We start from the raw sequence: 13241 nt of genomic DNA on the forward strand, positions 1-13241 counted from the left end.
AGTGTTGATTGCTCTTTATTCTTCATGGATTGATAACGCTATCCTAAAGTTGTGGTTAAAACAAGGTTTTACTTTTGCGAGGAATTAAAAACCTTACTCACATCCACATGAAAAACATTTTACGAATTGGATTCAAAAGGAATATTACATTGTCTGCGAACATGATGTTCATGGCTGTAATGTTTCTTTTCTTGTCGTTCGTTACTAATGCCCAAGAACGCACTGTTACGGGTAAAGTGACTGACGCTGCAGACAACACTCCTATTGCAGGAGTATCGATAAGAATTAAAGGTTCTGGTAGAGGAACAACGACTAATGCTGATGGTACTTATAAAATTGCTACTGCGGCTTCTGCTACTTTGCAATTTACATTTGTTGGTTATTCAAACCAAGAGGTAGCAGTTGGTGCAAAATCAGTCATTAATGTAAACCTTTTAGCAGATACTAAACAGATTGAAGAGGTAGTAGTAACGGCACTAGGGATTTCTAAAGAAAAAAGAAGTTTGACGAATGCTATCCAAACTGTACAAGGTGCGGATTTAACGAAAGCACGTGAGCCAAACTCTATTAACTCGTTAACTGGTAAAGTAGCAGGTTTGACGGTTGGTCCATCGGCTGAGTTATTAGGTCGCCCGAATGTTGTGTTAAGAGGTAACACAGATATTTTATATGTTGTAGATGGTGTACCTATCAACTCAGATACATGGAATATTTCTGCTGACGATATCGAAACATATTCAGTATTGAAAGGAGCTAACGCTGCTGCTCTTTATGGTTTCAGAGGAAAAAATGGTGCTATTATAATTACTACTAAAAAAGGTACTAAAGATAAACGTGGTTTCTCGGTTGAGTTTAATTCTTCGACCATGATAGAGAGTGGTTTCAACACCATACCAAGAGTACAAGACCTATATGGCCCAGGTGACCACGGGCAATATTCATTCGTAGATGGTAGAGGGGGAGGAACAAACGATGGTGACTATGATATTTGGGGACCAAAATTTGACCCAACTGGTCAGAAAAAAATCGCTCAATACGATTCACCAATCGATCCAGCTACAGGAAAACGTATTCCTACGGCTTGGACAGCTCGTGGTGCTAATAACTTGACACGTTTTTTACGTGATGCTGTTTTAACAAACAACAATATTTCGGTAGCAAGTAGTAATGATAAAATGGATATTCGTTTTTCATTATCACATAATTATCAAAAAGGTATTGTCCCTAACACACAATTGAATACTGCTAACTTCAATATTTCTACGAAGTACAGATTCTCTAATAAATTAACATTTGACGCTAACCTTAACTACAACCGTCAATCTACACCAAATATTCCAGATGTAAATTATGGGCCAAACTCATTGATTTATAACATGGTAATTTGGGGAGGTGCAGACTGGAGCGTTGACGATATGCGTAATTATTGGCAGGCAGGTAAAGAAGGTAGCCAGCAAATCTATGCTGAATATCAGCGTTATAACAACCCTTACTTTGTGGCTTATGAATGGTTGAGAAGTCATTACAAAAATGATATTTACGGATATGCTTCTTTAGACTATAAAATCAATAATAATCTAAGCATTACGGGTCGTACTTCTATTACAACTTATGACATTTTCCGTTCAGAAAAATTCCCTTATTCTGCTACAGTGTATGGTCGTGAAGAAGCAAAAGGCGATTACCGTGAAGACAAACGTACATTGTTTGAAAACAACACAGACATTTTAATTAAGTTTGATAAGAAAATTGCAAACGATTTTGATGTAAAAGTATGGGGAGGAGGGAACATCCGTACATTCAAATACAATTCAAGTTATGTAACTACCGACTATTTGAATACGCCAGGTGTTTATACTTTTGCTAACTCTTTGAGACCCGTAAAAGCATATAGTTATTTGTCTGACATGGAGGTACAAAGTGCTTATTACTCAGCAGATATTTCATATAAAGGATTAGTTACTTTATCTACAACTGGTCGTTTAGATTATCTTTCTACTTTACCAAAAGGAAATAACAAATTCTTTTATCCATCAGTAGGTTTAAGTACAGTAGTTTCTGACTACGTGAAATTTCCAGAAGTTGTTTCTTTTGTAAAATTACGTACAAGTTATGCTAACGTAAAAGACGGTTTAACCCAGTCAACAATTGGTTCAACACCAGGTGCTAGCTCTCCTTTAGGTTACGGTTCAGGATATAATTCTTCTTATGATGGTCCAACTTACGGTAACTCTGTAGGTTATGGAATCAGTCCGTCTTACAATATCCTTCCGGGTGCTTCATTCTCTGATAAATTGAATAATCCATCTTTAAAACCAAATACTTCAGAGCAAATAGAAGCAGGTGCAGAAGTAAGCTTATTGAAAAACAGATTCTCTGCTGATGTTACTTACTTTACTTCAAACGATGGTCCAAGAATTTTTAACCGTGATTTATCACAAACTACAGGTTATACTTCAGCTATCGTGAATGGTATCTTAACAAAGAAAACAGGTTGGGAAGTTACTTTAAAAGGAACACCTTTAAGACGTAACAATTTCTCATGGGATGTAATGTTTAACTGGTCAACATTCAAAGAGACTTTGCAAGAAGTGTATAACGAGAATGGTATTAAAATTGATAAATTGGCATCTAACTACTTTGTTAGCGGAAACTCAGGTTCACAATTTATCAATATTGGCGATAGAATTGATAAGGTATATGTAGCTACTTTCCAAAGAACAACTGATGGACAAATTATCAATGATGCTGGTGGGCGTCCGATAGTTAATAATGCTGCTGCATTTGTGGGATATGCTAATCCAGATTACGTTTGGGGTATCAACAACAAAGTAAAATATAAAAACTGGTCATTATCATTCCAATTTGATGGTCGTGTAGGTGGTGTTATCGAAGACTATATCCGTAAACAAACATTCCGTGGCGGTCGTCACATCGAAACAGTTGAAGGTGCTTTTGGTATCGCACGTGATTTAGATGCACAAGGTATCAAATCTTATGTAGGTGAAGGAGTAATGATTACAGAAGGTACTCCAACTTATGATGGACAAACTGGCTTAATCACCAACTATAATCAGTTGAAATTTGCACCAAATACCATCAAAACTTATGCGCAAGATTATATCAGCCGTTATAATGGAACAGCAGAAGGAAACTTGATGAGCAAAACGTTCTCGAAATTGCGTGAGGTAACATTGGGATATTCTTTACCACAGTCTATGTTAAGAAAAACGTTCTTCAAACAAGCTTCGGTATCGTTAGTAGGTCGTAATTTATTCTACTTTATCGATAGCAAACATGATGGTGTTGACCTAGACCAATTCACAGGGTTGAATGCTACATCTGGTTTACAAACACCAACGATGAAGCGTTATGGTATCAATATCAATATTGTATTTTAAGTAAACAATCTTCCACTTACTTAATGAGATACTCATTAAGTAAGTGGAGTTGTCAAGTAGTTAAAATGGAATTTTCTGATTACTTAAAACAGATACTTGAAAAATATCCAAAAGATATTGGTTTTTTGAGTGATGACTTTGAAGAACACGAAACTATTCAGCAAATCAGAAGAACCTTTGATTTTGAGTCAAAAAGACAATTTCCTCAGTTTCAGGTATTATTGAATAGTCTTGTAGAAAAGTATTTCATGGTTTTAAGTAATTATGGATTATCACATAGGTCTTTAGATATTACAATAAGAGTAACACAGGATGCTGATTTTTTTATTGATATAAGCATTAGTATGTTAGTTCCTTTTCATTGTATTATTTGCTGGAGACCAGAAAGTTCAGAGAAGAGTTATTGTCAAATAGAAGTTTGTAGTACTGATTATAACCAATACCTAGACAAGATTAATCAGTTGGTAAAACAAAATTTCGATTCAGAGCTGATAGATAACAAAACAATTAGTGAAGTGCTTTTAGGTATTGAAGTAGAAAGTATTAGTATTGAAAATTCTGCGACAGTATACAATATGTTTTTTGCTACTTTTCCTGTCACTTTTTTAAAGTAAGTTTTAAAATAAAAATTTTAATAAGAAATTCTCATGAAAAAATATATTTTCTCATTTCTAATCCTTACGCTTTTAGCAAGCTGTAGTGATTACCAATTGTTGGAGAAAAATCCCAACTTACCAACCTCTGTACCTTCTTCTATTATTCTTAGAAGTGTATTGAATGGTATGAATGAAGGTGCTTGGAACGGTACAATGCGTAATAACCAGTTTTACTGTTCAAATTATGCTTATTACGATACTAATGAGTATAACTGGCAATATGCTTCTTTACAATTTACTACTTTGAAAAACGTAGTGAAATTAGAAGAAGAAGCCATAAAAAGTGGTGCAAAAGCATTGAACCCATATTCGGCTTTAGGTAAATTTTTAAGAGCTTACTCTTATACAAATATGACTTTAAGAGTAGGTGATTTACCAGTAAAAGATGCTTTAAAAGGAAGTGAGGTTGATAAACCAAAATATGATACGCAGAAAGATGTATTCATCCAAGTGTTGAAGTGGTTAGAAGACGCTAATACAGACTTAGCGGCTTTGATTGTTGCAGGAGATAGATCTTTAGATGGAGATATTTATTATGCGGGTGATTTAAGAAAATGGCAAAAAGCTGTTAATACTTTTAGATTAAGAGTATTGATTCACCTAAGCAAAAAAGCTGACGATGCAGATTTGAAAGTAAAACAAGATTTTGCTGCTGTTATTGGTAATCCTACTAAATACCCATTAATGACTGATTTGTCAGAGTCTTTACAGTATGTTTGGAGTGTAAATAACAAATATCCACGTAACCCTGACAACTTAGGTAATAATGCTACGCGTGAGAATATGGCTAAAACATATATCGACTTGTTGAAAAACAATAATGACCCACGCCTTTTTGTAGTAGCAGAACCAGCAGCAGCACAAATAGCTAAGGGCTTGAAAGCAACCGATGTTGAAGCTTATGTTGGAGCAAGTTCTGGGGAGGATTTGGCAGATATGTCATCTAAGGCTGGTCGTGGAGAATATTCATTCCAAAGTCGTGCTCGTTATTATAGCTCTTATACAGGCGAGAATACATTTTTAGTATCTTACCCAGAAATGTGTTTCAACATTGCAGAAGCAATCAATCAAGGTTGGGTTAATGGCAATGCTCAAGATTGGTACGAGCGTGGCGTTAAAGCTTCGATGGCGTTCTACGGTATTACTGATGCTACTGCTTATTTAGCACAAGCTTCGGTAAAATATGCAGGAAACAATGCTACGGGTTTAACCCAAATCTTGAGTCAGAAATATATTGCATTCTTCCAAAACTCTGGATATGAAGCTTATTTCAACTGGAGAAGAACAGGTGTGCCAACATTCTTAGTAGGAGTTGGTACTGGTAATGGTACAAAAATTCCTTTACGTTTTAGATATCCACAGTCTGAACAATCGACAAATACTCAAAACCTTGTAGACGCCCTAACTCGTCAGTTTGGTGTTGGGATAGAAGGCGAAAATATCAATGCTTCGATGTGGCTAATTAAATAAAAAATACCTATCAACCAATGACAATCTCTGAATCTATCCTTCGTCAAAGACTTGATTCTATCTTTGGTCTTTATGAAATCAATGGTGCTGACGAATACGTTGGCGAGCCACTGACCATCCTTGAGCATAGCTTTCAATCTGCCATGTTAGCAGAAGAGGAGGGGTATGACGAAGAAGTAGTCTTGGCGGCTTTCTTTCATGATATTGGGCATTTTCTTCCTAATAGAAATGAAATGAGTGGTTTAGGAAATATCAGGCATGAAATAGCGGGAGCAAATTTCCTTTACAAAAATGGCTTTTCTAATAGAATAGCATTGCTCGTGAGAAATCACGTAGAAGCAAAAAGGTATCTGACTTTCAAATATCCTGACTATTATGATAAATTATCAGAAGCCAGCAAGAAGACATTGGAGTATCAAGGAGGTGTAATGACAGAAGAGGAAGCAAAAATATTTGAAAAGATGCCTCTTTTTGATTTATACATCAGGATGAGAGATTGGGATGATAAAGCGAAAGAAGTAGATTTTGAAAGGCCATCTTTAGAGAAATATAAGCAAATGGCTTGGAAACATATCGGTTATCGATTGAATTAGGTTCCCATTTATAGCACAAAAGGCTGTCAGATTTCTGACAGCCTTTTGTATTATTAATGACGGGTATAGATGTTTTTGATATTATTCCACTACAATAGTTCTTGTTACCTCTTGTGGTTTAGCAGAGTTAATATTGATTGTACGAGTGATTTTTTCAGTACCATCCGTAATTTCTACAGAATAAGTACCGTCGTTTAATGCTTGTAAATCGAATTTACCATGATACGAACGAGCACTTTTTGCGATTCTTTCATTGTGTATTACTTTACCGTCTTTGTCTTTGATGGTAACAGTAACTGCTTTTCCCACCACTTTGTCCAATGTGAGGTGCATATCTAAAGTTCCCACGCTTTGGTACATACCGATAGCGAAGTTGTTAGTTTTGTTAGCATTTACGTTGGTTTCACCAGCGATAGGGTTAGCAAAGATAGAAGAAGTAGTTAAAGTGGCAATAGCGATAATTTGAGCAAAAGTTTTCATTTTTTGATTTGTTTAGATACGGTTAAAATTATGATTGTATAGAGGTTAAATACCTGTTAATTAGTTAATTAAATTGTTTTGTTGTTAGATTGTTGATTCAAAATTAGCAGATGGAGTGATAGTTTCAATAGAAAAAGGAATGGTCGGTTGGCGGAATTGATAAACGGTGATTTTGGTAGGATGAGGATAAAATATAAACAAAGAAAGAATGGTTTTGACTATTCCGTTTGTCAGAGATAGAACCAATATGTTAGATGAAGCGTGATAAAAGCTTAACCTAAAAATTTAACATAACTTTAACGAATTTTATACTTACTTTTGCATCCCAAAATTTTAGGTGTAAATGCAAGATAATCAATATATTAGTCCATCAACCATTGTAGTATCTCAGGAAAATGTTTTTTCAAAAGATGCTTTTGGGAAAGATTTTGCTTGGGGCGTAGCGATGGCTTCTTTTCAAAACGAAGGTGCGTGGGATAAGGATGGTAAAGGAGAATCTATCTGGGATAAGTTCTCTCATAAAAAGAATAAAATAAAAGACCATCAGAATGCAAAAGTCGCATGCGATTTCTATCATCGCTTTGAAGAAGATATTTTATTAGCAAAATCTCTCAATTTCAATACATTCCGTTTTTCAATGGCCTGGACACGTATTTTGCCTCATGGTATTGGCAAAGTGAATCAGGCTGGTTTAGAGTTCTATCATCAGGTAATAGACTGTTGTCTTGAGAATGGTTTGGAGCCTTATGTTACTTTGTACCACTGGGATTTACCTCAATCTTTGGAAGATAAGGGCGGATGGACAAACAGGGATATCATCGACTGGTTTTCGGATTATTGTGAGGTAGTCACGCGCGAATTTGCTTCAAAGGTAAAATATTGGATGGTACTGAATGAGCCAGCAGGTTTTACAGGCTTGGGCTACATGACGGGCTATCATGCTCCGGGGCGATTGGGTATGCGAAACTTCTTGCCAGCAGTACACCATGCAGCGATGTGCCAAGCTGAGGGAGGAAGAATTATCCGTAAGAATGTACCTGAGGCAGTAATTGGTACTACCTTTTCATGTTCGTTCATTGAACCTTATACTAATACCGCGAGCGATATAAAAGCCGCTAAACGTATAGATGCTTTGTTAAACAGGTTATTTCTTGAACCTACTTTGGGCTTGGGTTATCCTGTACATGAGTTGCCTTTTCTTCAAAACATGGTTAAAAAGTATGTTCATGCGGGTGATATGGAGAAATTGCAATTCGATTTCGACTTCATTGGTGTGCAAAACTATTTTAAATTGGTAGTAAAAGGTGCTTTTTGGATACCTTACTTAAAAGCACTTGAAGTAAAACCTAAAGCTCGTAACGTAGAAAGTGTAACAGATATGGGGTGGGAGATTTCACCTGACGGGATGTATAATATTTTGAAACAATTTGCTGAATACAAAAACATTAAGCAAATAATTGTGACAGAAAACGGAGCGGCATTTAAAGATGAATTATCTGACGGAAATATTGATGATAACGACCGTGTAGCATTCTACCAAAGCTATTTACAGCATATCTTGAAAGCCAAACAAGATGGTGTAAAAGTAAATGGTTATTTGGCTTGGACACTCACCGATAATTTTGAATGGACGGAAGGTTATAAACCCAGATTCGGTTTAGTACATATTGACTTCAAAACACAACAAAGAACTGTAAAAAAATCAGGGAAGTGGTTTAGGGAGTTTTTGGGGTAGATTTGGAAATTTGGAAATTTGAAGATTTGAAAATGATGTATTATTCAATCCTAAATTAAATAATATTTTATTTTCAAATCTTCAAATCCGCAAATTTTCAAATTCACATCATCTTTCAATAAACTCCTTAAACGCCTTCCTATAAGTATCACTAATTGGCAAAAAGACTTTACCAATTTGTACTTTTTCTCGATGGACAGATTCTATCCATTCTAGGGCTACGATATAAGAATTGTGGATTCTGACAAATTGTGTTTCGGGCAATTGTGCTTCTAAAGCTTTTAAAGTCTGCAAGGCAACTACTTTTTGTTGGGTAGTATAAATCGTTACGTAGTCTTTCAGCCCTTCTATATACATAATTTCTGCTAATCGAATTTTTACAAGCTTTGTACCATCTTTCACAAAAATAAATGCCTGTGTGGCTTCTTGTTGATTGATGATTACTTCTTTTACCACTTTTTCTTTCATAACGGGTGTTTGTACAGCCGTATTCAATCGCAAGGAAGCCTTCTCAACCGACTTCAAAAATCGCTCAAAGGTAATGGGCTTAAGCAGGTAATCTAATACATCTAATTCATAGCCTTCGATGGCAAATTCAGAATAAGCCGTTGTAAGGATAATCAAAGGTTTTTTCTGTAAAATTTTCAATAAAGTAATACCCGTAATTTCAGGCATCTGAATATCCGAGAACAAAATATCTACAGTATTCTCCCTCAAAAAATCCAGTGCTTTTAAAGGGTCTGAAAAAGATTGGACTAATTGTAAATACGGCACCTTTCTCACGTAAGTTTCCATTAAACTACGCGCCAAAGGTTCATCTTCTACAATTATACAAGTATGAGGCATGATTAGTTGAGATTGAGTGATTTAGTGAGTTGTGATTTAGTGAATTGTGAGTTAGTGTGTTGTGAGTTAGTGATTTCAATGTCCATTCTTATGAAAGAAGAGTTCAGATTTTTTTTATTTTACTTTTCCGAAATAACTCACTAACTCACAACTTACTAACTCTCAACTGTATCAATCACAACTGATTTAGCGTCAAATTTACTTTATAATCACTTTCTGTATCTTCCACAACTAACTGATATTTGTTGGAATAACTTAAATCTAGTCTTCTCTTTACGTTTCTTAGCCCAATACCAGACTTTTCGTGATTTGAAGACTTTAATTTACTGTTTTCTACGATATAAATCAATTCGTTCTTTGTCACAGATAATTTTACGACGATATAAGCATCCGTAGAATTATTGCTCACGCCATGCTTGAAAGCATTCTCTAAGAAAGTAATCAAAATTAAAGGTACAATCTGGGTTTGACTGATATTTCCTTCAATCTCAAAAGTTATCGGAATCTGGTTGTTCAGGCGTAGCTTCTCAAGACTAATATAGTTCTCGATATATTCTATTTCTTTGCTTAATAACACTTTTGCATGATTTGAATCGTAAATCATGTAGCGCATCATTTGCGATAGCTTAGCGATTACCTCAGTAGTATTGGGCGAATTGGTAAAAGCCAAATAATAGAGGTTATTCAGGGTATTAAACAAAAAATGTGGATTGATTTGGGCTTTCAAAAAAGTAAGCTCAGCCATCAGTTTTTCATTTTCTACTTCTTTCCTTTTTGCTTCTAGTTCTAGCCAATCTTCTGCAAACTTTAACATTCCCACAAAAATTACAATGAATATTGTTCCTACAGAGTGTTGGACGATAAACTTTATACTGTAAAAATACCCAATATGCTCGTTATTAGCCATTTGAACTCTTTTTACATACACATACATCGTGATGAAAATGGCGAACACAGGGAGGAATTCTAGCAGGTAGGCAAAAAGATTCTTTTTATGAATGAGGCGTGGCAAAAAGATAAAGTAATTAATATAAGCTAAAGTTGCTATAAAACCTATGTGTAGTATAGTAGTAACTAAAGCCTCTGTTAGGTCTGTTTCTTCTCCAGGTTTTCCAAAGCTTACCTGATAGTAAAAAAAAGAAAAATATACCCACCAGAAAGATAGATGGATGAGTAAAATTCTGTTTCGTTGAATATAAGCTTGCATATATTTGAATGAAAAATAATCAATTTGGTATAAGTACAAATCAAATTTCTGTAAAAAAACTTAGATAAATACTTTACATTGATTAGAAGTACCTCAATTGCTCCAATTATTTGATAAGTCGCCTATTTTATCCGATGGTTTGCCTCAAAATCCCGACAATTCCTCCTTATGGTACCTCAGCCTCAATTGTCGATTTTCTCAGCCTGATTGTCTATTGCGGATTTCAATCTCATTTTATTGTCTTTGTTTTGTACATCAATTTTAAAATAAAGACCAAGAAAGCTTTTTCATAATAATCAAAATATTTTACAACGATGAAAAAATTATTAAGCCTCATCCTCATTATTTTCACAACGAGTGAAATCGCATTAGCACAATTTGGAGGACCACCAAACGGAGGTGGAGGAGGAGATGGCAACGGAAGAAACCGTTCGACTCAGCAAAACACGCCAAGTTTTGAAATCAATACTCCAAAAGGTAATTCAAAGATTTCAGGATTTATCATCGATTCGACTGCGACTAGTGCGGTTGAGTTTGCTAATATCTCTTTAATCAGCAAAACCACCAACAAACCTGTTGATGGAACAATGGCTGATGATAAAGGTAAGTTTTCATTAACTAAAGTAGCCGTGGGCGATTATAAATTGCAGATTTCGTTTATCGGTTTTGAAAGCAAAACGATTAATGATATTAAAGTTGAGAAAGGCAAAGACATTGATTTAGGAATCCTCAAACTTTCGCCTATTTCTCAAATGCTTGATGGCGTAACAGTAACAGCTGAAAAAGCTATGATTGAAGAAAAAGTTGACCGTCTGGTTTATAATGCTGAAAAAGATATGCTGGCTAAAGGAGGGGATGCGTCAGATATCTTGAAAAAAGTACCGATGCTTTCGGTAGATTTAGATGGTAATGTATCTTTAAGAGGAACGACTAATATTAAAGTATTGATAAACAACAAGCCGTCAACCATTGTAGCAAGTAGCATTGCTGATGCCTTGAAGATGATACCTGCTGATTTAATCAAAACAGTAGAAGTTATTACTTCACCATCTGCAAAATACGATGCTGAAGGCTCTGCAGGTATCATTAATATCATTACAAAAAAATCATCTATTGAAGGATTAACCCTTAATCTTGATTCAGGAGTAGGACTTCGAGCTTCTAACTTAGGATTGAACGGTAGTTATCGTCATGGTAAATTAGGTGTTACTTTAGGAGGCTTTGGTAGATTGTTCTATAATAAGGCAGGAACCACATTAGAGCAATCAAGTGTAAAAGACGGTGTCACTCAGCTAACACAACAAAGTTCTGATGCAAAAGATAATGGCTTGTTTGGAAGATACAACTTAGGGTTTGATTATGAAATTTCAAAAACACAAACAATAAGTTCCTCAATAGCTTTTGGTACTAGAAATTTAGATCGTAATCAAGAGTATGTAACAAAGTTATTCTCGAACAATAACCTTACTTCTACTTCTTACAGAGATGTGGATAGTAAAGACTTATCAAATTCAGTTGATATAAATGTTGATTATATCAAAACATTCAAACCTCAACAAGAATGGTCTATTTCAACACAGTTTAGTCAGAATAATTTAACAAACAATTTTGACGCTAACATCTTGAATGGTGCAAGTGAATTATTAAGTCGCCAGAAAAACATCAACGGAAATACTAACCGTGAGATTACTGTTCAGACGGATTATCAAACGCCAATCAAACAAAATCAAATGTTTGAGGTTGGTTTAAAAAGCATTACTCGTCAAGTTGATAGTGATTATCAGTATTTGTATGCAGGTAGTACAGGAGGTTTTAGTACAGATGCTAGAAACCCATCGGGTTTGTTGAACTATAAACAAACTATTTCGTCGGGATATGTTTCTTATACTTATTCTACTAAAAATAAGTACACTTTTAAAGTAGGAACACGTTATGAATATACAACGATTGATGCAGTAACGAATGTAAACTCAATCAATATTCCTTCTTATGGAAATTTGGTGCCAAGTATCAATATCTCTAAGAGCTTAGGAACTGCAACCTTGAAATTAGCGTATAACAATCGTATCCAACGTCCGGGCTTACAACAATTGAACCCTAACTTCAATGCTTCTAATGCACAAAACATCACGATTGGTAACCCTAGCTTGAAACCAGAAGTGACTAACAATGTGGAATTAAGCTTAAGTAAAAATATCAACAGAACATATTTGAATGTATCGTTATTTGGTCGTCAAACAAATAATTCAATTGTAAGAATCAGTGCACCATCTGATACCCTTGCCGGAGCAATCGTGACAACGTTTCAAAACATCGGTAGACAACAAACGCTTGGAGCGAACATTTTCGGAAATACTTTTATCACACCGAAATGGTCATTGAGTGGAGGTGTTGATATCTATTACAATTATTTAGATGGTCAGGTTGCAAATGCAACAGGTGGTTTTTCAACAATTAGCAATACAGGCTTAACAATTGGCGGAAGAATTACATCTCAATTACAATTAAATAATGGATGGGGCGTTCAAGCATTCGGAGGTTACCGTGGAAACCAAGTACAATTACAAGGTTCACAAAATGGAATGGGAATGTATTCGTTAGGTGTTAAAAAGGACATTAACAACAAAAGAGGAAGTATTGGGTTAGCAGCAGAGAATTTCTTTGGTGGTATGACGATGACATCAACGCTGAATACGGCTCAGTTTAATCAGAAAAGTGTTAATAATATTTATAACCAAAACATAAAATTGACATTCTCTTATAAGATTGGAAATATGAAATTCGTTGAACAGAAAAAATCGAAATCTGTGAAAAATGATGATGTAAAAGGTGGAGAATCTAATAATTAAGTAT

The 13241-nt window shown here is 35.1% G+C and carries 9 protein-coding genes; 6 read left to right on the forward strand and 3 right to left on the reverse strand.

The genetic code is table 11. The annotated features are described in order from the left end of the window. The first annotated feature begins 107 nt into the window (after positions 1-107). The 4 genes from J2Y60_RS07365 (at position 108) to J2Y60_RS07380 (ending at position 6120) form a co-directional block, all read left to right on the forward strand. Positions 108-3401: a SusC/RagA family TonB-linked outer membrane protein gene (locus tag J2Y60_RS07365; RefSeq protein ID WP_309915538.1), complete on the forward strand. Its 3294-nt coding sequence runs from the start codon at positions 108-110 to the stop codon at positions 3399-3401. Between the two features lie 65 nt (positions 3402-3466). Then, entirely contained in the window at positions 3467-4015 is a 549-nt protein-coding gene (locus J2Y60_RS07370) for a hypothetical protein (RefSeq protein WP_309915541.1), read from the forward strand. A gap of 33 nt (positions 4016-4048) precedes the next feature. After that, positions 4049-5527, forward strand: a complete 1479-nt coding sequence (locus J2Y60_RS07375) for a SusD/RagB family nutrient-binding outer membrane lipoprotein (protein WP_309915545.1) — start codon at positions 4049-4051, stop codon at positions 5525-5527. A 17-nt stretch (positions 5528-5544) separates the two neighbouring features. Next, entirely contained in the window at positions 5545-6120 is a 576-nt protein-coding gene (locus J2Y60_RS07380) for an HD domain-containing protein (protein WP_309915548.1), read from the forward strand. Positions 6121-6201: 81 nt separating this feature from the next. On the opposite strand, the gene J2Y60_RS07385 is transcribed toward J2Y60_RS07380, so the two are convergent. Continuing rightward, positions 6202-6600: a DUF3244 domain-containing protein gene (locus J2Y60_RS07385; RefSeq protein ID WP_309915550.1), complete on the reverse strand. Its 399-nt coding sequence runs from the start codon at positions 6598-6600 to the stop codon at positions 6202-6204. 343 nt (positions 6601-6943) lie between these two features. On the opposite strand from J2Y60_RS07385, the gene J2Y60_RS07390 reads away from it, so the two are divergent. After that, a complete protein-coding gene (locus J2Y60_RS07390; RefSeq protein ID WP_309915553.1) occupies positions 6944-8335 on the forward strand; it encodes a GH1 family beta-glucosidase in 1392 nt (463 codons plus the stop codon). A 108-nt stretch (positions 8336-8443) separates the two neighbouring features. Here J2Y60_RS07390 and J2Y60_RS07395 read toward each other — a convergent pair whose 3' ends face one another. Both J2Y60_RS07395 and J2Y60_RS07400 read right to left on the reverse strand, forming a co-directional pair. Further along, positions 8444-9181, reverse strand: a complete 738-nt coding sequence (locus tag J2Y60_RS07395) for a LytTR family DNA-binding domain-containing protein (RefSeq protein ID WP_309915556.1) — start codon at positions 9179-9181, stop codon at positions 8444-8446. Positions 9182-9356: 175 nt separating this feature from the next. After that, positions 9357-10388 carry a sensor histidine kinase gene (locus J2Y60_RS07400; protein ID WP_309915558.1) on the reverse strand — a complete coding sequence of 344 codons (1032 nt, stop codon included), beginning with the start codon at positions 10386-10388 and terminating at the stop codon, positions 9357-9359. 314 nt (positions 10389-10702) lie between these two features. On the opposite strand from J2Y60_RS07400, the gene J2Y60_RS07405 reads away from it, so the two are divergent. Next, positions 10703-13237: a TonB-dependent receptor domain-containing protein gene (locus tag J2Y60_RS07405; RefSeq protein ID WP_309915560.1), complete on the forward strand. Its 2535-nt coding sequence runs from the start codon at positions 10703-10705 to the stop codon at positions 13235-13237. Positions 13238-13241 lie beyond the last annotated feature (4 nt).

Source organism: Arcicella sp. BE140 (genome assembly GCF_031456255.1).
GTDB classification, from domain to species: domain Bacteria; phylum Bacteroidota; class Bacteroidia; order Cytophagales; family Spirosomataceae; genus Arcicella; species Arcicella aquatica.